Annotated in this window: 19 protein-coding genes and 2 pseudogenes; 13 read left to right on the forward strand and 8 right to left on the reverse strand. The window is 59.8% G+C overall.

Going from position 1 to position 21,518, the window contains the following annotated elements:
* Nucleotides 1–60: 60 nt before the first annotated feature.
* The 3 genes and pseudogenes from ACIQVE_RS14870 to ACIQVE_RS14880 form a co-directional block, all read right to left on the reverse strand.
* Nucleotides 61–132 (reverse strand): annotated as a pseudogene (locus ACIQVE_RS14870) (superoxide dismutase [Fe]); the annotation flags it as partial.
* Between the two features lie 176 nt (nt 133–308).
* Nucleotides 309–911: a LysE/ArgO family amino acid transporter gene (locus ACIQVE_RS14875; protein ID WP_402809504.1), complete on the reverse strand. Its 603-nt coding sequence runs from the start codon at nt 909–911 to the stop codon at nt 309–311.
* Between the two features lie 26 nt (nt 912–937).
* Nucleotides 938–1,027, reverse strand: a pseudogene (locus ACIQVE_RS14880) (ACT domain-containing protein); the annotation flags it as partial.
* Between the two features lie 96 nt (nt 1,028–1,123).
* On the opposite strand from ACIQVE_RS14880, the gene ACIQVE_RS14885 reads away from it, so the two are divergent.
* From ACIQVE_RS14885 to ACIQVE_RS14900, 4 genes are all read left to right on the forward strand, one after another.
* A complete protein-coding gene (locus ACIQVE_RS14885) occupies nt 1,124–2,017 on the forward strand; it encodes a LysR family transcriptional regulator ArgP (protein ID WP_402809507.1) in 894 nt (297 codons plus the stop codon).
* A 53-nt stretch (nt 2,018–2,070) separates the two neighbouring features.
* Nucleotides 2,071–3,063 (forward strand): NAD-dependent epimerase/dehydratase family protein, encoded by a 993-nt coding sequence (locus ACIQVE_RS14890; RefSeq protein ID WP_402809510.1) that lies wholly within the window; start codon nt 2,071–2,073, stop codon nt 3,061–3,063.
* Nucleotides 3,064–3,189: 126 nt separating this feature from the next.
* The gene (locus ACIQVE_RS14895; protein ID WP_402809513.1) at nt 3,190–4,044 is read left to right on the forward strand and encodes an ATPase; all 855 of its coding nucleotides are present in this window, start codon (nt 3,190–3,192) and stop codon (nt 4,042–4,044) included.
* Between the two features lie 538 nt (nt 4,045–4,582).
* Nucleotides 4,583–5,431 (forward strand): cache domain-containing protein, encoded by an 849-nt coding sequence (locus tag ACIQVE_RS14900; RefSeq protein ID WP_402809516.1) that lies wholly within the window; start codon nt 4,583–4,585, stop codon nt 5,429–5,431.
* 125 nt (nt 5,432–5,556) lie between these two features.
* Here ACIQVE_RS14900 and ACIQVE_RS14905 read toward each other — a convergent pair whose 3' ends face one another.
* Both ACIQVE_RS14905 and pobA read right to left on the reverse strand, forming a co-directional pair.
* Nucleotides 5,557–7,077, reverse strand: a complete 1,521-nt coding sequence (locus ACIQVE_RS14905) for an MDR family MFS transporter (RefSeq protein ID WP_402809518.1) — start codon at nt 7,075–7,077, stop codon at nt 5,557–5,559.
* 78 nt (nt 7,078–7,155) lie between these two features.
* The gene (gene pobA / locus ACIQVE_RS14910; protein WP_402809519.1) at nt 7,156–8,349 is read right to left on the reverse strand and encodes a 4-hydroxybenzoate 3-monooxygenase; all 1,194 of its coding nucleotides are present in this window, start codon (nt 8,347–8,349) and stop codon (nt 7,156–7,158) included.
* A 178-nt stretch (nt 8,350–8,527) separates the two neighbouring features.
* Here pobA and ACIQVE_RS14915 point away from each other — a divergent pair, with 178 nt between their 5' ends.
* Nucleotides 8,528–9,412, forward strand: a complete 885-nt coding sequence (locus ACIQVE_RS14915; RefSeq protein WP_402809521.1) for a helix-turn-helix domain-containing protein — start codon at nt 8,528–8,530, stop codon at nt 9,410–9,412.
* Between the two features lie 135 nt (nt 9,413–9,547).
* On the opposite strand, the gene ACIQVE_RS14920 is transcribed toward ACIQVE_RS14915, so the two are convergent.
* Together ACIQVE_RS14920 and ACIQVE_RS14925 are read right to left on the reverse strand one after the other, a co-directional pair.
* On the reverse strand, nt 9,548–9,724 hold the full coding sequence (locus tag ACIQVE_RS14920) for a hypothetical protein (protein WP_402809524.1): 177 nt from the start codon (nt 9,722–9,724) through the stop codon (nt 9,548–9,550).
* A 220-nt stretch (nt 9,725–9,944) separates the two neighbouring features.
* Complete coding sequence (locus ACIQVE_RS14925; protein ID WP_402809527.1) at nt 9,945–10,850, reverse strand: LysR family transcriptional regulator; 906 nt, start codon at nt 10,848–10,850, stop codon at nt 9,945–9,947.
* Nucleotides 10,851–10,965: 115 nt separating this feature from the next.
* Here ACIQVE_RS14925 and ACIQVE_RS14930 point away from each other — a divergent pair, with 115 nt between their 5' ends.
* Together ACIQVE_RS14930 and ACIQVE_RS14935 are read left to right on the forward strand one after the other, a co-directional pair.
* Entirely contained in the window at nt 10,966–11,844 is an 879-nt protein-coding gene (locus ACIQVE_RS14930; protein WP_402809529.1) for an MBL fold metallo-hydrolase, read from the forward strand.
* Between the two features lie 495 nt (nt 11,845–12,339).
* Nucleotides 12,340–12,954, forward strand: a complete 615-nt coding sequence (locus ACIQVE_RS14935; RefSeq protein ID WP_402809531.1) for an NAD(P)-dependent oxidoreductase — start codon at nt 12,340–12,342, stop codon at nt 12,952–12,954.
* A gap of 53 nt (nt 12,955–13,007) precedes the next feature.
* Here the strand turns inward: ACIQVE_RS14935 and ACIQVE_RS14940 are convergent, their stop codons facing one another.
* A complete protein-coding gene (locus ACIQVE_RS14940) occupies nt 13,008–13,886 on the reverse strand; it encodes a LysR substrate-binding domain-containing protein (protein WP_402809534.1) in 879 nt (292 codons plus the stop codon).
* Between the two features lie 228 nt (nt 13,887–14,114).
* Between ACIQVE_RS14940 and ACIQVE_RS14945 the strand changes: the two genes are divergently transcribed.
* From ACIQVE_RS14945 to ACIQVE_RS14970, 6 genes are all read left to right on the forward strand, one after another.
* Complete coding sequence (locus ACIQVE_RS14945; RefSeq protein ID WP_402809535.1) at nt 14,115–15,752, forward strand: 5-guanidino-2-oxopentanoate decarboxylase; 1,638 nt, start codon at nt 14,115–14,117, stop codon at nt 15,750–15,752.
* Nucleotides 15,752–17,200 (forward strand): aldehyde dehydrogenase family protein, encoded by a 1,449-nt coding sequence (locus tag ACIQVE_RS14950; RefSeq protein ID WP_402809538.1) that lies wholly within the window; start codon nt 15,752–15,754, stop codon nt 17,198–17,200. Before ACIQVE_RS14945 ends, ACIQVE_RS14950 begins: the two co-directional genes overlap by 1 nt.
* A 217-nt stretch (nt 17,201–17,417) precedes the next feature.
* Nucleotides 17,418–18,521 carry an ABC transporter substrate-binding protein gene (locus ACIQVE_RS14955; RefSeq protein ID WP_402809541.1) on the forward strand — a complete coding sequence of 368 codons (1,104 nt, stop codon included), beginning with the start codon at nt 17,418–17,420 and terminating at the stop codon, nt 18,519–18,521.
* 169 nt (nt 18,522–18,690) lie between these two features.
* Nucleotides 18,691–19,599, forward strand: coding sequence for an ABC transporter permease (locus ACIQVE_RS14960; RefSeq protein WP_402809544.1), 909 nt, complete (start codon nt 18,691–18,693; stop codon nt 19,597–19,599).
* Nucleotides 19,596–20,444, forward strand: a complete 849-nt coding sequence (locus ACIQVE_RS14965) for an ABC transporter permease (RefSeq protein ID WP_402809547.1) — start codon at nt 19,596–19,598, stop codon at nt 20,442–20,444. The genes ACIQVE_RS14960 and ACIQVE_RS14965 overlap by 4 nt, the downstream gene beginning before the upstream one ends.
* A 13-nt stretch (nt 20,445–20,457) precedes the next feature.
* Nucleotides 20,458–21,513 (forward strand): ABC transporter ATP-binding protein, encoded by a 1,056-nt coding sequence (locus ACIQVE_RS14970; RefSeq protein WP_402809551.1) that lies wholly within the window; start codon nt 20,458–20,460, stop codon nt 21,511–21,513.
* Nucleotides 21,514–21,518: the final 5 nt, after the last annotated feature.

Below are 21,518 nucleotides of genomic sequence, written 5' to 3' on the forward strand. Positions count from 1 at the left end.
AATCAAAAGGATAAAAACGATAACTACAAACTTAATCACAATCTTTACCTACACAAATAACATCCTATCATTGGAAATGTGCGGCTGCAAAGCATCGTGTGCGTAAGGCAGCGGCGGCAATTCGAAAGCCATGATGATTCTCCTAATCAGGTCTGTTGCGGTGAGCGCAAGGCCGATCACGGGCGGCCAGAAATGCACCGACGAGTTTTTACTCTTTGCGGCGCAGGGTTCGGATCATAGCACCGGGGTTGCGGCTTAACCACGCAACAACTGTGTGGAATAGAGGTTCCAGAGCCTTTTGGAATAATTCAGGGCGCAAGTATCAATTGCCCCGCCACCGTGAACATCATCACCGCAACCAACAGATCGAGAATCCGCCACGTGCTCGGGCGTGCCAGCCACGGCGCCAACCACGCAGCACCCAGCGCCAACGTGAAAAACCACAGCAGCGATGCACTCGCCGCGCCGACTACATAAGCGCCCGGCACCGATTGCTGTGCACCGAGCGAGCCGATCAACAACACCGTATCCAGATAAACGTGCGGGTTGAGCAACGTCACCGCCAGGGCACTGAGCATCACCGCTCGTAGCGAACGCACGGTCTGGTTCCCGCCCTGATCCAGACTCTGTTTCGAGAACGCCCGGCGCAGCGCCTGGCTGCCATACCAGATCAGAAATGTCGCGCCGCCCCAACGGGCGATCGCCAGCAGCGTTGGACTCTGCGCCAGAATCGTCGCCAGGCCGAAAACCCCGGCAGCGACCAGCAGCGCATCGCACACCACGCACAGCGCCGCCACCGGCAAGTGATGCTCGCGGCGCAGGCTTTGCGCGAGGACAAAAGCGTTTTGCGTGCCGATCGCCATGATCAGTCCCAACGCCACCAGCAAGCCGTTCACATAGCTCTGCCACATATTATTTACTCCGCATTGGCTGCGAGATCGCGCAGGGTGCAGAACACGCATTCGCCCGCATTGAGTTGGGCGCTCATGCTGCGCAGCAAGGTCGTGAGTGAAGTTATGCCAGCCATGAGTGAAGTCCTTGAGTAAGAGTGCTTGCTGGCTATTCTCGGGCCGAAAGCTGTATAAGAAAAACCAATAGTCCTGATCGCTCATTAGGAAAACTGATGTTCGACTACAAATTGCTTTCCGCTCTGGCCGCCGTGGTCGAGCAGGCCGGATTCGAACGGGCGGCCCAGGTGCTGGGCCTCTCGCAATCGGCGATTTCGCAGCGGATCAAACTGCTCGAAGCGCGGGTCGGCCAACCGGTGCTGGTGCGCGGCACACCGCCGTCCCCGACCGAGATTGGCCGCCGTCTGCTCAACCATGTGCAGCAGGTGCGTTTGCTTGAGCGCGACTTGCAAACCCTCGTGCCTGCTTTGGATGAAGAAGGGCTGCCGGAACGCCTGCGTATTGCTCTTAACGCCGATAGCCTCGCCACGTGGTGGGCGCCAGCGGTGGGGGATTTCTGCGCCGAACAACACTTGTTGCTCGATCTGATCGTCGAAGACCAGACCGTCGGCCTCAAACGCATGCGTGCCGGTGAAGTGGCCGCGTGCCTGTGCGCCAGCGAACGTCCGGTTGCGGGCGCGCGTAGCGTCTTGCTCGGCGCCATGCGTTATCGCGCAATGGCCAGCCCGGCGTTTATCGAACGGCATTTCCCAGATGGCGTGCGCGCCGAACAACTGCCGCGCACCCCGGCGCTGGTGTTTGGCCCGGACGATTTCCTCCAGCATCGCTATCTGGCATCGCTGGGCGTTGATGGCGGCTTCGAGCATCACTTGTGCCCCTCATCCGAAGGTTTTATCCGTCTGGCCGAGGCCGGTTTGGGCTGGGGCCTGGTACCGGAACTGCAAGTGCGCGAGCAATTGCAACGCGGCGTGTTGCGCGAATTGTTGCCAGATAAACCGATCGATGTGCCGCTGTACTGGCATCATTGGCGCAATGGCGGACAACTGCTGGGTTTGTTGACCGAGCAATTGGTACGTTCTTCAGCGCAATGGCTGGTGCCCTTGGACTGACGGCCAGCGTCAAGAAACACGTATCAGGTAAATGAAAGACTTCGGAGCTCTACATGAAAATTCTGGTCACCGGCGCAAGCGGCTTCATTGGCGGACGCTTTGCGCGTTTTGCCCTGGAGCAGGGCCTGGACGTGCGAGTCAACGGTCGCCGGGCCGAAAGCGTCGAGCATCTGGTGCGTCGTGGCGCCGAGTTTGTCCCCGGTGATCTGACCGATCCGCAGCTGGCGCGCGACCTCTGCGCCGACGTCGAGGCGGTGGTGCATTGCGCTGGCGCGGTCGGATTGTGGGGGCGTTATCAGGACTTCCATCAGGGCAACGTGCAGATCACCGAAAACGTCGTCGAAGCATGCTTGAAACAGCGGGTGCGCCGTCTCGTGCATTTGTCCTCGCCGTCGATTTATTTCGATGGTCGCGATCACTTGGGCCTGACTGAAGAGCAGGTGCCCAAACGCTTCAAGCATCACTATGCCGCGACTAAGTACCTGGCCGAGCAAAAGGTCTTCGGTGCGCAGGAATTCGGCCTGGAAACCATCGCCCTGCGCCCGCGCTTCGTCACCGGCGCTGGCGATATGAGCATTTTCCCGCGTCTGCTGAACATGCAGCGTAAGGGCCGTCTGGCGATTATCGGCAACGGCTTGAACAAGGTCGACTTCACCAGCGTGCACAACCTCAACGAAGCGCTGCTCAGCAGTCTGCTGGCGGCCGGCTCCGCGCTGGGCAAGGCCTACAACATCAGCAACGGCGCGCCAGTGCCGTTGTGGGATGTGGTCAATTACGTGATGCGTAAAATGGATGTCCCACAGGTCACCAAGTATCGATCCTACGGTCTGGCCTACAGTGTCGCGGCGCTGAACGAAGGTGCCTGCAAACTCTGGCCGGGGCGTCCCGAGCCGACGCTGTCGCGTTTGGGCATGCAGGTCATGCAGAAAAATTTCACCCTCGACATCAGCCGCGCACGGCATTATCTGGAATACGATCCGAAAGTCAGCCTGTGGACGGCCCTCGACGAGTTTTGCGCTTGGTGGAAAGCCCAGGACATTCGCTGAAACGCGTTGATACCCATCGGCCGGCCGGCAATGAACCGCCTCGCCGCTTGAGGGTCAATGCCTGCGGCTGCGGCGGTTATACTTCGCAGCATTTAGCCATCACCGCGATTCACAAAGGTTGCCTCAATGTCCATGCGTAATGATGCCCACGACGATTTCGATGATGTACCGAGCCTGCGTGCCGACACCTTCGACGACGATGACGTGCCGACCACCGCCCGCACCTCCGTGCACTCGCGGACCCCGCCTGTGGTCAAGGTCAGGGCGGCCAGCACCGGGCCGTTATGGGCGCTGGTTGGCGCGTTGTTTTTCGCGTTCATCGGTCTGGCATGGTGGAGTTTCCAGCAGATCTCGCTGATGGAGCAGCAACTGGTGGCGACCCAGGAAAGTTTCGCTCGAATCAGCGAGGAAGCGGCGGGGCGCTTGCAGGATATTTCCGGCAAGGTCGTCGCCAGCCAGACCAACGTCAGCACCGACAGCGAAGCCTTGAAGCTGCAGATCAAACAGCTGGAAGGCAAGTTGCTCGATCAGAGCAAACAGCAGCAGGGCGTGGCGGGGCAAGCCAGTGATCTGGACAAGCGTCTGGCGCAGATGAGTGCGCAGACCACCGAGCAGCAGGCTGCCAACACACAGCTGCAAGCGCAGGTAAAAGCCCTGAGTGCAGAGCTGGCAACCGTTAAAAGCACACCAGCCGACACCAGCAAGGTCGACGCGCAGCTCAAGGCTTTCGATGCGCAGTTCAAGAACCTTGGCGCTGATATCGCAGCACTGAAGAAACAGGGTAACCCGAGCGCGGAGATCGATCGTCTGGCGCAGGAAATCGTCATCCTCAAAAGCGTGCAGGACAACCGCCCGGCCACGCCTCAGGGCGGCGTCAATACGGCTGAGTTCGATGCGTTCCGTGGCCAGATGACCCGCAACATCAACACGCTGTCGGCGCAGATCCAGAACTTGCAGCAGCAGATCAATGCGCGGCCCTGAGATCGGATGATGTGTCGATGAACCCTGCGGTTAGGGGAATTATCTGTGGTGAAGGGGATTCATCTGTGGTTGAAGGGGATTTATCTGTGGTTGAAGGGGATTTATCTGTGGCGAGGGGATTTATCCCCGTTGGGCTGCGCAGCAGCCCCAATCCAGACAATTCATTTTTGCTGACCCTCCGCGCGAATGGCCTGGGGGCTGCTTCGCAGCCCAACGGGGATAAATCCCCTCGCCACATGTAAATCTGTGCACAGAGAAATCTCCTTCCACAAATAAATCTGTGCACAGAGAAATCTCCTTCCACAAATAAATCTGTGCACAGAGAAATCTCCTTCCACAAATAAATCTGTGCACAGAGAAATCTCTTTCCACAAATAAATCTGCACAGAGAAGTCTCTTTTCACAGAGAAATCCCTTCCCCACAAAGAAACCCACCCATCAAAGTAAGCCGCGTCATTTTCAGAAACTGTCTGAATACTCGTACATAACCCCAACCCGTCTACGCTCTTGAAACACCAACAAGAACGAGGGATGCGTCATGGGGTTTTTGCATAAAGTCGCTTGGCTCGGCGTGATGCTGTTAGTGGGGTTGGGGCAGGCCAACGCCGCGACCACGGAAAAGGATGACAGCAAGGCTGCTATCGCCCTGCTGGAGAAAGCACTGGCCTATTACCACGACAACGGTGACAAGGCGTTCGCCGCGTTCAGTCGCCAGGGCGAGTTTGTCGACAAGGATCGCTACGTGTTCGTGGTCGACACCAAAGGCGTGATGCTCGCCAGTGGCGGCCCGTCATCGGCGTTGATTGGCCGCGATGTCAGTGAGGTGCTCGGCCCTGATCTGCAAAAAGCCTTCAAGGAAGCGTTGCGGGTGCCGGAAGGCAACGGCATTCAGCAGGCCGAATACCGCTGGCAGAACTGGTCCGACGGCAAGGTTGAGCGCAAGCATGTGTTTTATCAGCGCATCGGCCAGCGCATCCTCGCGGTCGGTTACTACTTGCCCCGGGCGTCGGCGGAACAAGCCAAGGCGTTGCTCGACAAAGCCTCCACCGATCTGGGCAAGGACGAAAAAGGCGCGCTGACGGCGATCAATTCGCTCAAGGGCGGCTATTTGCAGGATGACCTGTATGTGTTCGTGGTCGACCTGAATAACCAGCGCTATGTCGCCCACGGCACCAATCTGCGCCTGATCAATACCGACTTCAGCAAGATCAAGGACCCGGAAGGCAAACCGGTGGGCGAGCCGATTCTGGCGCTGATCGGCAAACAGGATGACGGCGAATACGAATACCGCTGGAAGAACCCGGTGACCGGCAAGGTCGAAGACAAGCATGCGTACCTGAAGAAGGTCGGGCATTTTCTGGTGGCGGTCGGTTACTACAGCCCCTGATCCCACCCCGTACCCCTGTGGGAGCGAGCTTGCTCGCGAAGGCGTACTGTCAACCGACATCAATGTTGAATGACATGCCGCATTCGCGAGCAAGCTCGCTCCCACAGTTTTTTGTGGTGTGTGTTCTATCTCGCGCCGTGCTCACGCCCGCGCAGCAGGTTATTCGGCATCGCAATCGCCGCTGCCAGCCCCAGCAGCGATACCGCCGCGCTGACCCACAGCAAATGCCGGAAGGTCACCGAAAGCTCCGCGCGCAGAGCGTTCTGTGCATCCCCCGGCGCGGCGTTCAAACCGTCCAGCAGCACGTTGCCGGAATGTCCCTCGGCCATCAGCGAACTGCTCGCCAAATGGGTGAAATTCGAATCCTGCAGCAGCGCCAGCAACAGCGCCGACATCAATGCGACGCCCACCGCGCCGCCCAGCGAGCGGAACAGGTTGGTGGTGCTGGTGGCGACGCCAATGTCGCGTTGTTCCACCGAGTTCTGCGTGCCGACCAGTGAAGTCGGGAATTGCATGCCGCCAGCAATACCGCTGAGCAACATGAACAACCCGCTCATCAGCGTCGCCTCGGGCGGGCTGAATGCCATGCCGACAATCGAGATCGGCATCAGGATCGCGCCGGTCAGAATCTGCGGTTTGTAGCGCCCGGTGATGGACGTGCGACGGCCGGCAAAAAACGCCCCGATCGGCAGACCCATGGCCAGCGGCAGCAGGTGCAGCGCGGCGCTGTCGGCACCAGCACCGGTAACGGTTTGAAAGCGCAGTGGCATCAACACGATCAGCGAAATCGCCTGGAAACTGGTGAAGAAAATCGTGCACCAGCACAGCAAGGCATTACGGTTGGCGAACAGATGCATCGGCAGCAACGGCTCCCGCGCGCGACGCTCGTGCCAGACAAAAACCGCCAGCACCACAACAGCGCAAACCAACAGTCCCAGCACTTCGCTGCTGCGCCACGAATGCCCCTGACCGACCTGCGTGATGCCGAGCAACAACGCCGTCAGGCCAATGATCATCAGGAGCGTGCCGAGGTAATCGATGATCGGTTTGCGCTGCGGAATCGGCAGCCCACGCAGGTTGCGATTGGCCACCCACCAGGCGCCGAGGCCGCCCAGTGGCAGGTTGATCAGAAACACCCAGCGCCACGACAGGTACTCGGTCATGTAGCCGCCCAGCACCGGGCCGGCCACGCTCGCGACGGCGTACATGCTGCTGAAGTAACCCTGATAGCGGCCGCGTTCGCGCGGCGGCACGATGTCGCCGATGATCGCCTGGCTGACCGAGATCATCCCGCCCGCACCAATGCCCTGAAGGATCCGCGCCAGCACCAGTTGCTCCATGCTTTGCGCCATGCCGCAGAACAGCGAGGCCAACGTAAACAGGCCCATGCCGAACAACATCAGTTTGCGGCGCCCGTACAAATCGCCGAGCTTGCCGTAGATCGGCACGGCCACGGTCATTGCCACCATGTACCCGGAAATCACCCAGGCCAGCAGGCTGACGTCCTTGAACTGTGCGGAAATGGCCGGCATCGAAACGGCAACGATGGTCTGATCCAGTGCGCCGAGAAAGATCGCCATCATCAGCGCGACCAGCACGCTGCGAATGGCCGGTTTGGGCGTTTCGGGATGATTGAGGTTGGTCACGGGTGAACCTGCGGGCAGTGGAAGTCCCGCAGATCGTCAGGCGAGCGGGGATGCTCGCCAGTGTAAGTCGGTAGCAGGCTATTCGATAGCCTCGTACGGAAGCCCGACGTAATTTTCTGCAATGGTTTTTCGGCCGGCTTCTGAACTGACAAAGTAGTCCAGTTCCGAGGCGCTGATGCGTTGGCTGAAAGCATCGTGATCGTCGAAGCGATGCAGCATCGAGGTCATCCACCAGGAAAAACGCTCGGCCTTCCACACCCGGCGCAGACAAATCTCGGAATATTTCTCCAACAGCTCCGTGCGGCCGTCGCGATAGACCTTCAGCAGAATATTGAACAACGTGCTGACATCGCTGGCCGCCAGATTCAAACCCTTGGCGCCGGTGGGCGGGACGATGTGCGCTGCGTCGCCGACCAGAAACATCCGACCGTACTGCATCGGCTCGACGACAAAGCTGCGCAATGGCGCGATGCTTTTTTCAATCGACGGGCCGGCGACCAGCTTCTCTGCAAGCTCTGCGGGCAAGCGCCTTTTCAGTTCATCCCAGAAGCGCTGATCGGACCAGTCGTCGACGTTTTCGTCTGCCGGCACTTGCAGGTAATACCGGGTGCGCGTCGCCGAACGCATGCTGCACAAGGCAAAGCCTCGCTCGTGGCGGGCGTAGACCAGCTCGTCATGCACCGGCGGGGTATCGGCAAGAATCCCCAGCCAGCCGAACGGATACACCCGCTCGAACACCTTCACGCACTCAGCCGGAATCGACTGCCGGGCGACACCGTGGAAGCCGTCGCAACCGGCGATGTAATCGCAATCGACGCGCCAGGTTTCGCCGTCCTTTTCGAAGGTGACAAAAGCTTCGTCGCTTTTCATGTCGTGAGGAACGACATGGCTCGCTGCGTAAATCGTCGTCGCACCCGCCTCCCGACGAGCGGCCATCAGGTCGCGGGTGACTTCGGTCTGGCCATAGATCATCACGGTCTGGCCACCGGCCAACGCGCGCAAATCGATGTGCGTCAGACGCCCGTTCAAAGCCAGATCAAACCCGCCGTGCACCAACCCTTCGGCATCCATCCGCTGACCCACGCCAGCCTCACGCAACAGCTCTACCATGCCTTGTTCAAGCACGCCGGCGCGGATCCGGCCGAGCACATAGTCAGGTGTCTGACGTTCGACGATGAGAGTATCGATGCCGGCGTTGTGCAGCAGTTGGCCGAGGAGCAATCCGGACGGACCGGCGCCGATGATGGCGACTTGGGTTTTTAGCGTTTTCATTGTTTTTATGACTCGCAAGCTTCACGCGACAATCGCCGGTGAATGATTTTTATGGATCGAGTGCTTGCATTTTTCCCTCGCGGGTCTGTCAATTGAAGGTGAAAACTGAGCCGATACCTGTACATTCTGCCAATCGGGGCGATTATCGCCCGCAACACAAGAGGCCTGGATTGAAGTGATGAACAAGCCCGAGCTGCCTTCGATTCCTGTGTTCAAGCTCTACGGTGAAAGCCTGGACTGGCCGACCCCTGACTTGCTGCACTGTGAAACCATTTCCTCACGCAGTCGCGAACATCAATGGGAAATCAAACCCCACCGCCACGCCGATTTGTGTCAGTTGCTCTTCGTATTCAAAGGTCAGGCAGAGCTTGAAATCGAAGGCCAGCGCACCCAGCTCGAAACACCCGCGATTCAAGTCCTGCCGCCACTGTCGGTGCATGGCTTTCGCTTTTCCGAGGACGTTGAAGGGTTCATCGTTACCCTCGCAACGCCGCTGATCCATCATTTGCAGGCTCAACTGGGTGACGCGGTGCACGCGCTGGCCCAGGCGCATAGCTATTCGGCGGGCAACGACGGCGATTATCTGAACAGTCTTTTTTCGGCGTTGCAGGCCGAATACAACGGCCATCAACCGGCGCGGGAAATGCTCATGCATGCGTTGGTCAGCGTGATCATGGTCTGGGTCAGTCGTCAGGCAATCGTTCGCCATAAGGCCAGCCAGCGGCCACAGCGCCAGCGCGAATACCTCAACGGGTTTATCCAGTTGGTGGAAGAGACTTATCGCCAGCATGTGAAGGTCGAGGATCTGGCGCATCGGCTGGGTATTTCGGTGTCGCACCTCAACGGCACATGCCGTGAGCTGGCGGGGCAACCGGCGTTGCAGATCATGCACGAGCGTCAGTTACTGGAAGCCAAGCGCTTGCTGACTTACACCAGCATGACGATTTATGAGATGTCGGAATTGTTGGGGTTTTCCGATCCGACAAACTTCACGCGTTTGTTCAGGCGTCGGGTGGGGATTTCGCCAAAGGCGTTTCGCGACCGGTTGAAGGCCGAGCAGTAACGCCACAAGCGTTGCAAAAACCTGTGGGAGCTGGCACGCCAGCGATGGCGGTGGTTCAGGCGCCATCAATGCTGAATGTGAGTCCGCAATCGCTGGCAAGCCAGCTCCCACAGGGTCTCATTCCAGTCAGCTGAATCAGCGCAATGCGTTCAGCGTGCCATTGTGCGGAATGCAGCGTTCGAAGTTGCAGCTCGCGTATTCACGGGGCAGTTGTCGCTGCTGCTCGACCCGCCAGGCTGCAGTGCCATACAGCGCGAGCGTGGCGGCGCAGGTGATGAAAATCGCGCAGTACCTTCTTGTTTTGATGTTCATGGTGTTCGACCTCTGAACGAATACTCTGCGGTATTACTTTCAGCATAGGTCAGCGCCAGCGACTTGCCAGCTTGCTCGATGGCATATGTAACACGACATTCAAGACATTGATGTTCCCTGTGGGAGCAAGCTTGCTCGCGAAGACGTCGTTTCAATCGACATCAATATTGAGTGACCCGCCGCATTCGCGAGCAAGCTCGCTCCCACAGGGTAAATGGGTTTAGAGACCAAGATCCCATTCAGGATTTTCGGGAAACCTCACTACCAGAAAATCCAGCATGCTGCGCAACGCCGCCGGCATGTGCTTGCGTGAGGCATAGACCGCGTAGATGTTCATCTGTCGCGGTTCGGCATCAGGCAGCAGCCGAATCAATTCACCCGCATGAATATGCACTCCGGCCTGATAAGTCGGCAGCATCGCCACCCCCGCACCGGCCAGTGTCGCTCGCAGCAATGTGCTGGCCTCGTTGGCGCTGATGTTGCCCTGCACCGGCACGGACACCTGCTCGCCGTCCTCTTCGAAATGCCACAGGCTCTTGCCAAAGTACGAATGCGTCAGGCAGTTGTGCCGGCTCAGATCCTCTACCCGTTGCGGCAGCGGATTTTCGCGCAGATACGCCGGTGCCGCGCAGACCACCGAGCGGCACACCGTCAGTCGGCGGGCAATCAGATTGGGGTCGAGATCGTTGCTGGTGCGAATCGCTAGGTCGATCCGCTCATCCACCAGATTCACCGTGCGATCGAGCATCTGCAGGTCAATGTTCACGCCCGGATAGCGCTTGACGTAGGCCGCCATCGCATCGGCCAGTTGCGCCTGGCCGAACGAAGTGCTGACGCTGATCCGCAGCAGCCCGCGCGGCGCATCGTCGGGCTCGCTGACGGCGGCTTGCATGTCGCTCGACAGTTCGATCATCTGTCGGCAACGCGGGAGGATTTCACTGCCGGCAGCGGTCAGGCTCAATTTGCGCGTGGTGCGATGCATCAGGCGTGCACCGACCCAGTCTTCCAGCTCCGCCAGATAACGCGAGACCACCGGGCGTGACAGGTCCAGATGATCGGCGGCGGCCGACTGGCTGCCCAGATCCACCACCGTGACGAATACTCGCATTGCTTGGAGACGATCCATGATTTGCCCGCTTTCAGAAACAAACTATGTTCAAGCATCGCATTTTTTGTACTGAGTCAGGCAACTAAGCTCTGTCCTATCGCCAGACACGGCATTTCGGACACCGGAGCAACAGATGATCGGTTTCACCACAATCAAACGCGTTTTACTCGCCACGGCTTCCCTCGGTTTCGCCGCCCATGCGGCCGCTGCCAACCTGACCCTCGATGTCTACAACCCGGGCGCCCAGGCAATTTTCCCGGTGACCTCGGTGCTGGTTAGTGGCGAGAAAGACGCGATTCTGGTCGACGCGCAGTTCGGCATATCCCAGGCCGAACAAGTGGTGGAAAAGATTCGCGCCAGCGGCAAGCACCTGACCACCATTTACATCAGCCACGGTGATCCGGATTACTACTTCGGCCTCGATACCCTGACCAAAGCCTTCCCTGAGGCCAAAGTGCTGGCCTCGCAGCCGACCGTGGATCACATCAACAAAACCGTCGAAGGAAAACTCGCGTTCTGGGGCCCGAAAATGGGTGCTGATGTCCCTGCAAAAACCATCGTGCCGGGCGTCCTCAAGGGCGATAGCCTGATGCTCGAAGGGAAAAAGTTGCAGGTGATCGGCCTGGATGGCAAGCAACCGGATCGCAGCTTCGTGTGGATTCCGTCGCTCAAGGCCGTGGTCGGTGGCGTGGTTGTCGCCGAGAACATCCACGTCTGGATGGCCGACACCCAGAGCGCGCAATCCCACGCCGATTGGCTGGCGACGCTGCACTCGATCGAGACCCTGAAACCGCAAACCGTGGTGCCGGGGCATTACCTGGGTGACAGCAGCCGTTCGCTGGCCAGCGTGAAATTCACCGCCGACTACATTAAGGCGTTCGACGCAGAGACCGCCAAAGCCAAGGACTCCGCCGCACTGATCGCCGCGATGAAAAAGCGCTACCCGAAGCTGGGCGAGGAAAGCTCGCTGGAACTGAGCGCGAAAGTCGCCAAGGGTGAGATGCAGTGGTAAAGGCGCTGACACTGACTGCTCAAAAACTGAGGACTGAGGACTGAGGACTGAGAGCTGAGGGCTGAGGGCTGAGGACTGAGGACTGAGAGCTGAGGACTGAGGACTGAGGGCTGAGGACTGAGAGCTGAGAGCTGAGAGCTGAGAGCTGAGGGTTGAGGACTGAGGACTGAGGACTGAGAGCTGAGAGCTGAGAGCTGAGAGCTGAGAGCTGAGGACTGAGGACTGAGAGCTGAGGGCTGAGGACTGAGGACTGAGAGCTGAGGACTGAGAGCTGAGAGCTGAGAGCTGAAGCACTGAGGATTGCCTTTGTGGCGAGGGGATTTATCCCCGTTCGGCTGCGCAGCAGTCGTAAACCCTGAGAATGCGATGAAACTGGATAAATGCTGGGGAGCGCTTCGCACTCCAACGGGGATAAATCCCCTCGCCACAGGGGATCTCCTCACACCCATTAGATTTTTGCCGTTATTGAAATACTCAAGCCAACTGGAGAATGTCATGAGCAAAATCGCAATCATTGGTGCCACCGGTCGTGCCGGTAGCCAACTGCTGGAAGAAGCCTTGCGTCGCGGCCACAGCGTCACCGCTATTGCCCGCGATACTTCGAAGATCGGCGCGCGTGCCGGTGTGGTCAGCAAGAATGTCGATGTGCTGGATTCGGTGGCACTGCAAGACGCCGTTGCGGGGCACGATGTGGTGATCACCGCCGCGCATTTCGCCACGGTGCCGGCCAGCGCCATTGTCGGGCCGGTGCAGCAGGCAGGCGTGAAGCGTCTGTTGGTGGTCGGTGGTGCCGGCTCGTTGTTGCTGCCGGACGACTCTCGGGTGATCGACAGTGCAGGTTTTCCGGCGGAGTACAAAACTGAAGCCAGTGCCGGTGCTGCGTTTCTTGATGCCTTGCGTCAGGAGCAGGACCTGGACTGGGCCTTCCTTTCACCGTCGGCGGAGTTTGTCGAAGGTGAGCGTAGCGGCAAGTTTCGTGTCGGCCAGGAGCACTTGCTGGTGAGTGCCGAAGGGCGGAGCTGGATTACCTTTGCCGATTACGCGATTGCGCTGATCGACGAGGTGGAGACGCCGAAGCATTCGCGTCAGCGGTTTACCGTCGGGTACTGAGGTTTTTCCCCACCCCTGACTTTCTCCCCCGGGAGAGGGTCAGGGGAAAGGCCTCACCGCATATGGGCCTGCTCAACCAGCCACAGCATCAGCTCTTCAAGTGGCGGCGAGGTTTCCCCGCCCTGCGGCACCACCAGGTAATACGCCAGCCCCGTTTTCACCTTCAGCTCAAACGGCATCACCAGTCGCCCGGCGTGCAGGTCATCGCCGATCAGTGACCAATCGCCGATTGCCACACCCGTCCCGTGGGACGCCATCGACATTGCCTGATCCAGGGTTTCGAAATGCTGGCCGCTGTTGATATTGCTCAACTGCAATTTGGCTGCGTTTAGCCACACCGACCAGTCCTGCACATCGTGCGTCGGATGCAGCAGCAGATGTTGCTGCAGATCGGCCGGTGTCTTCAGCGCCGGCGAGCCTTTGAGCAGCGGCGAGCACACGGGGGTCAATTGCTCATCGAACAGATGCAACGCCCCCGGTGAGTTGTCCGGCGGCGGGCCGTAGATCACCGCGGCGTCGAACTGCTCACGCTGAAAATCGACACTGTGTTTCAACGAGGCGGTGAGCTTGACCGGTACGTCCGGGCGCTCCTTTTGCCATTGCAACAAGCGCGGCAACAGCCAGCGCATCACGCAACTCGGCGCCTTGAGCTGCAAGGTCTGGCGCCTCACGCCGATCTGCTCCACAGCATCGCCAATCATCCCGAACACGCGCTGCACCTGCGGCAGCCATTCACGTCCTTCGGCCGTCAGCTCCAGCCCTCGGGCCAGACGAATGAACAGCGGATAACCCAGATGCTCTTCCAGCCCGGCGATCTGTCGGCTCACTGCACCCTGAGTGATGTGCAATTGCTCGGCGGCCCGGGTGAAGTTGCAGCACTGGGCGGTAATCCAGAACGTGTGCAGGGCGGGCAGGGGCGGCAGTCGTTTCATTTGGATCCAAGCTATGACGTGAGGACATGGCTAGTATGACTTTTAATCGATTGTTGCCGCTACCTGCCCACCGTTCCAATGAGGTCATTCCCGGATCCCTGTGGGAGCGAGCTTGCTCGCGAATGCGTACTGACATTCAGCATGGAGGTTGACTGGTAAGACGCCTTCGCGAGCAAGCTCGCTCCCACATGGGTTCAGCGTATCGATCAAACAAGAAGGGCAATCGACATGGCGACGTGTGGCGAAGTACTGGTCAAGTTACTCGAAGGTTATGGGGTCGAGCAGGTGTTCGGCATTCCCGGGGTGCACACCGTGGAGCTGTATCGCGGGCTGGCCCGTTCGAGCATCAACCACGTCACCCCACGGCATGAGCAAGGCGCCGGTTTCATGGCTGACGGCTATGCGCGCACCAGCGGCAAACCGGGTGTGTGCTTCATCATCACCGGCCCCGGCATGACCAACATCACCACCGCCATGGGCCAGGCCTATGCCGATTCGATCCCGATGCTGGTCATCTCCAGCGTGCAATCGCGCAGTCAGTTGGGCGGCGGCCGCGGCAAGCTCCACGAATTGCCGAACCAGAGCGCACTGGTCGGCGGCGTTGCCGCGTTCTCTCACACGTTGATGTCGGCTGCAGAATTGCCGGGCGTTTTGGCCCGCGCCTTTGCGCTGTTCCAGGCCGGGCGTCCGCGTCCGGTGCACATCGAGATTCCGCTGGACGTTTTGGTGGAAGACGCCGATGACCTGCTTGCCAGCGTCCCGGTCAACATCGACCGCGCCGGTGCTGCCCCGGCTGCCGTGAGCCGCATGACCGAGCTGTTGGCCAGCGCCAAACGTCCGCTGATTCTTGCAGGTGGCGGCGCCATCGATGCCGCCGCCGAACTCACCGAGCTGGCCGAATTGCTCGACGCTCCGGTAGCGCTGACCATTAATGCCAAAGGCATGCTGCCGTCTCGTCACCCGCTGCTGATCGGCTCGACGCAAAGTCTGGTCGCCACCCGCGCATTGGTCGCTGATGCCGATGTGGTTCTGGCGATCGGTACCGAACTGGCCGAGACCGATTACGACGTCACCTTCGCCGGTGGCTTCGAGATTCCCGGCAAACTGCTGCGCATCGACATCGACGCCGATCAGACCGTGCGCAACTATCCGCCGCATGTTGCGCTGGTCGCCGACTCACGCAACGCCGCGCAAGCGTTGCTCAGTGCGTTGTCGCACAAGCCCTTGGCGGAGCGCCGCAATGATTGGGGCCAGGTGCGTGCCGCGCGTCTGCGCGATGATCTGGCCGCGACCTGGGACGCACCGACGCTGGCGCAGACGCGTTTTCTCGAAACCGTGTTGCACGAATTGCCGGACGCGGTATTTGTCGGCGACTCCACGCAACCGGTGTACACCGGCAATCTCACGTTCAACCCGGAGCGTCCGCGTCGCTGGTTCAACTCGTCGACCGGTTACGGCACCCTCGGTTACGCGCTGCCTGCGGCCATCGGTGCGTGGCTCGGCGGCAGCGTCGAAGGCGGTAATCGCCCGCCAGTGGTCTGCCTGATTGGCGACGGTGGCCTGCAATTCACTTTGCCGGAACTGGCCAGTGCTGTTGAAGCGCGCACACCAGTGATCGTGCTGTTGTGGAATAACCAGGGCTACGAAGAGATCAAGAAGTACATGGTCAATCGTGCCATCGAGCCGGTCGGCGTGGACATCTACACCCCGGACTTCATCGGTGTGGCCAAGGCTCTGGGTTGCGCGGGCGAAGCGATCAGCTCGGTTGAGCAACTGCGTAGTGCGCTGCGGGCGGCAACCGATCGCCAAGGGCCGACGCTGATTGAAATCGACCAAAGTCTGTGGATGCAGGCGGTGGCGCAATGATGAATTTCCCCACCACCCTCGACGGCCTCTACATCAACGGCCAATGGTCTGCCGGTCCTGAGCATCTGCGCGTGATCAACCCCGCCACCGAAGCGCTGCTGACCACGGTCAATGGCGGTGATGAGCGCGCAGTCGATCAAGCGGTCAGCGCGGCGACTGACGCGTTCAAAACCTGGTCGCAAACCACTGGCGTCGAACGCGCGGCGATCCTGCGCAACATCGCCAACGGCGTGCGCAATGGTCGCGATCACTTGATGAAACTGCAGTCGAGCAACAACGGCAAGCCGCTGTTCGAAGCGGCCATCGACGTCGATGACGTGATCGCCACGTTCGAGTACTACGCCGAACTCGCCGAAGGCCTTGATGCGCAGCAGGGCAGCAACGTGCCGCTGCCCAGCGATGATTTCAGCGCACGTCTGCGCCGTGAGCCTTGTGGTGTGGTTGGGCTGATCGTGCCGTGGAATTTCCCGATGGTCACCACTGCGTGGAAACTTGCGCCAGCCCTGGCCGCCGGTTGCTGTGTGGTGCTCAAACCTTCGGAAGTCACGCCGCTGCCGGAGCTGGAACTGGCCGCGATCATTGCTGAATCCGGGTTACCGAACGGCGTGTTCAATCTGGTCTGCGGCACCGGTCTGGCGGTGGGCGCGCCGTTGTCGGGCGACCCGCGTATCGCCAAAATCTCCTTCACCGGCAGCAACGCTGTTGGCGTGCAAGTGATGCAGCGTGCCGCCGAAACGGTGAAGGGCGTCAGCCTCGAACTGGGTGGCAAATCCTCGTTGCTGGTGCTGGCAGATGCCGATCTGGACTTGGCGGTGGAACTGGCCTGCGGCGGCGCATTCTTCAATGCCGGGCAAATGTGCTCGGCCACCAGCCGGGTGCTGGTCGCCGAAGAACTGGAAGAAGAATTCCTCATTCGTCTGCAAAAACGTGCGCAAGCGATTCGCGTAGCCGACCCGTTCGACCCGGAAGTAGAAATGGGCGCACTGGTCAATCAGGCGCAATACCAGCGCGTGCTCGGCCACATCGACCGAGCCCTGAGCGCCGGGGCGAAGCTTGTGTGTGGTGGTAATCGTCCGGCGGATCTGCCGCGCGGATATTTTTTGCAGCCGACCGTGTTCACCGACGTGCCCCTCGACAGTGCGCTGTGGTGCGAAGAGATTTTTGGCCCGGTGCTTTGCGTGCGCAGTTTCTGCAGCGAAGCCGAGGCGATTGCACTTGCCAATGACAGCCAGTTCGGTCTGGTCGCCAGTGTGGTGACGCGTAACGCCGAGACCGCCGATCGTGTCGCCAACGCCTTGCAGGCGGGACTTGTGTGGCTTAACGCACCGCAAGTGATCTTTCCGCAAGCAGCGTGGGGCGGTTACAAGCAAAGCAGCATTGGCCGCGAATTGGGGCCGTGGGGCTTAGCTGCGTTTCAGGAAATCAAACACGTGATTCGAGCGCTCTGAACGCCCGAAAAAGGTGAGCGCATGCCTCGCAACGAGGCATGCGTCGGCGTCATGGCTTCAATGAGTTTTTATCGATAGTCAGGTGTTTTGCACGACCTCAGGATGAACCCGTCGGCAGCGCTGAAGCCCTCGTAGTACGGGGCTTTACGCGGATCCGGCCGCGCGGATGCAACGGTTGCGACCAACCTCATACTTAAAAAAACAAAGGGAGTCCGTCATGGGCGAGCACGATCTGAACAGGCGTCAATTCATTAAAACCGTCGGCGTGGCCTCGGTGGCTGCGGCCGCCATGAGCATGCCCTTCATCCGGGCGAGCGCCAGCGACACGCGTTTTGCCGGCAAGACCCTGCGCTTGCTGACCTGGTCCGATGACACCGGTCTCGCTGCACTGCGCAATATTGCCGCGACATTCGAAGCCAAGACCGGCGCCAAGGTCATCGCCGATCGCACCGGCAGCACCTCGGAAATGGTCGCCAAACTCAAGGCCGGCGGTGACCGTCCGCAGTACGACATCATCACCCTGGCCGGTGTTGGCGCCGAGGGTCTGGCCGCTGCCGGACTGCTGGAAAAACCCGACCTCAATCGTATTCCCAACCTGGTCGACGTCCCGGAAAAGTACCGCACGGGCGCCAATGGCCACGGCATCGGTTATCTGTTGTGGTGCAACAGTCTGGTCTACAGCACCCGCACTCTGAAAGAAGCACCGGACAGTTACGCCGCGTTGTGGGACGCCGATCTGGCACCGAACATTTTCCTGCCGCCGCCGAACTGGACCGAAGCGATGGACCTGATCATCATCGCCGCGAAACTGGCCGGTGGTGACGAACACAACATCGAACCGGGCTTCAAGAAACTCGCCGAACTCAAGGATCGCGTGATCACCTTGGGCGAGAACCCGAATCAGATTGCCGAACTGTTCCGCACCGGTTCGCTGGACATGGGCGGCCTGTATGCGCCGGCATTTTTCCCGAAACAGATTCGTGATCCAAACTACGGTCTGGGCGCTACCTTCGGCATGAAAGAGGGTTTCTACACCGACTTGATGCTCTCGGTGATGCCGAAGAATCGTCCGGGCGATACCGATCTGGCCTACGCCTTTATCAACCACTCACTCGATCCGCTGGTGCAGGGCAAGATGGCCGAAGACATCTTCAACGGTCCGGTCAACTCCAAGGCGATCATCTCCGCCGAAGCGCGCAAGAGCCCGTACATCCTGACGCCCGAGCAGATTGCCGAGAAGGCGATCATGCACGACAACGCCTTCCTGGCCAGCGTGCATGACCAGTGGATTCGTCGTTACACGGAAATCTTTTCTTCCTGACGTCGCACTTCCAGGCACCACAGAACCTCTGTGGGAGCGAGCTTGCTCGCGAATGCAATCTGTCAGTCGCCACAGCGGTTGACTGACCCACCGCTTTCGCGAGCAAGCTCGCTCCCACAGGAAATGTTGCTGTCTGGGAGATTCGTTTTCCATTGACGAGATCATTGCTATGGAACCTCAATCCCTGACCCAGCCGGTCGGCGCCGGCGGCGTTCGCCCGGCGCGCGGTGTTTCACCGACAGCGCGGGCGTGGTTTTTCCTCACGCCGTCGATGCTGTTTCTCGGCGTTTTGATTGCCGCCAGCCTGTTGGTGTTGCGCATGAGCGTCGGCACCAAAGGCGCGGAGTGGACAGGTTTCAGCCTGGCCAGTTACGCACAATTGCTCGAACCCTATTACCTCAAATCGTTGTTGCTGACCCTGCGTCTGGCCTTGATCAGTGCGGTGGTCGCGGTCGTGCTGGCGATCCCGGTGGCGTACACCATGTCGCGCCTGACTTCACCGTTTTTGCGACGGATTTTCCTCGCCGCGGTGCTGTTGCCGCTGCTGGTCAACCTGCTGCTGCAAAGCTATGGCTGGCTGGTGATTCTCGGCCCGGGCGGCATGCTCAATCAGGCACTGATGGGGCTGGGCCTGATCAAGCGCCCGATCATGTTGCTGTACAACCAGAACGGCGTGTTGATGGGCCTGGTGCAGACCGCGTTTCCCCTCGCCGTGCTGCCGATTGCCAGCGCCATGCGCGGCGTTGCCCGCACGTATGAAGAGGCCGCCGCGACCCTTGGCGCCAGCCGCTTTCAAGTGTTCCGCCAAGTGGTGCTGCCGATGAGCCTGCCGGGCATCATCACCGGTGCGACGCTGGTGTTCGCCTACAACGCCAGCAGTTTTGTCGTGCCGTTGTTGCTCGGTGGCCGGCGCGTGCCGATGCTCGCGGTGATGGTGCATGACCAGATCGCACCGCTGATGAACTGGCCGGCCGCGTCCGCTGCCGGTGTGGTGCTGATCGTTACCACCCTGGCGATCATGACTTTTTCCGAATACGTCACTGGCCGTCGTCGGCGTCTGCTGGAGGCTTCGCAATGAGTGCCCTGACCAAGAAGCGCATGGCGCTGTTGCCCGGCGACACCGGCAAGTTCGCCGGCATCCTTTCCGGTTTCATTCTGCTGCTGGCGGTGTTGCCGATCCTGACCATGATCGTGATGTCGTTCAGCGGCGCGTCGAACCTCGACTTCCCGCCGAGCAGTTACAGCCTGCAATGGTACAAAGCCGCCTGGAACACCTTCGCGTCGCCGGACTCCAGTGATGTGCTGAGCCTGGGCCAGGCCATGAGCACCAGCCTGTTGGTGGCGTGCCTGACCATGGTGTTCGCCACGCTGATTGCGGTGCCGGCCGCCTACGCACTGACCCGTTGCGAGTTCCGTGGCAAAGCCGTGGCGCTGCAACTGATGTCGTTGCCACTGGTGTTTCCGATGGTGGTGTTGGGCCTGGCCTTGCTGTTGGTGTTCGACAGCCTGCCGTTCCACCTGACCACCTCTCGGCTGGTGATTGCCCATGTGATTCTGGCGTTGCCATTCGTGGTGAAGAACTGCACCGCGGCGATGCTTTCCATCGGCAGTGAAGTCGAAGAAGCGGCACGGATGCTTGGCGCTTCGCCGCTGCGGGCGATTGTCGATGTGGTGGTGCCGTTGATGAAATCGGGGATTCTGGCGGGCATGCTGCTGGCGTTCATCGTTTCGTTCAACGAATTCACTGTGACCTACTTCCTCTACACCATCGACGTCATGACCGTGCCGATCTGGATGTACAGCCGCACCGTGTCATCGCTCGACCCTACCGTTTTCTCGTTTGCCGTGCTGATCGTGCTGATCGACTTCGTCCTGATCTGGGCGTTGGAGAAGCTGGTGGGCGAGGGCGGCGTTTCCTTTTGATTTGAGGTGCAACATGACTGGTCTGATTCTGGAAAACGTCGAGAAATTCTACGGCTCTGCTTGCGCGGTCAAGGACGTCAATCTGCATTTGCCCGAGGGCAAACTGGTGTGTTTTCTCGGCCCTTCGGGCTGTGGCAAAACCACTTTGCTGCGGATGATCGCCGGGCTCGAGACCCTCAGCGGCGGCGAGATTCGCCTGGACGGCGAGGACATCGGTCACACCCCGGCGCACCTGCGCAATTTCGGCATGGTGTTCCAGTCGCTGGCGCTGTTCCCGCACATGACCGTGGGCGAAAACATTGCCTATCCGCTGAAACTGCGTGGCGTCAGCAAGGCTGATCAGCACAAGCGTGTTGTGGAGTTGCTGGAGTTGATCCAGTTGCAGGAGATGATCGATCGTCCGGTGGCCAAACTTTCCGGTGGCCAACGACAACGCGTGGCGATTGCCCGGGCGATTGCCTCGCACCCGAAAATCCTTCTGCTCGACGAACCGTTGTCGGCGCTCGACGCCAAGCTGCGTGAGTCGATGCAGGTCGAAATTCGTCAACTGCAACAACGCCTGAACATCACCACCATTATGGTTACTCACGATCAACGCGAAGCGATGACCATGGCCGACATCGTCGTGGTATTGGGCGAGCATAAAGTCCAGCAAGTGGGCACGCCGATCGAAATTTATCGGCATCCGGCCAATGAGTTCGTGGCTGACTTTATCGGCTCCGGCAATATTTTCCCGGCGACGGTGCTGGGCGACGGCAGGGTCAGCCTGCCGGGCGGCGATGCGCTGCAAGTGCCGATCTGCAGCAGCATTGTCGCCGGGCAAAAGGTGAAAATGCTGATCCGTCCGGAAGATTTGCAATTGTCTGCACCTGAGGCAACGGCGGGGAATCGGTTGCTGGGCAAGGTGACGTTCGTTCGTGATATCGGCGCGACCATCGAGACGACGGTGGAATGTTCCGGGGTGACGTTTACGGCGTTGAGTACGCCGTGTCAGGGTATTGGGCTAGGGATTGGGCATCCGGTGTCGGTGACGTTGCCGGCGCAGGCGTGTCGGGTGTTGGGGGCTTAAATCTA

This window comes from Pseudomonas sp. NPDC098747 (genome assembly GCF_044760045.1).
Lineage (GTDB): Bacteria > Pseudomonadota > Gammaproteobacteria > Pseudomonadales > Pseudomonadaceae > Aquipseudomonas.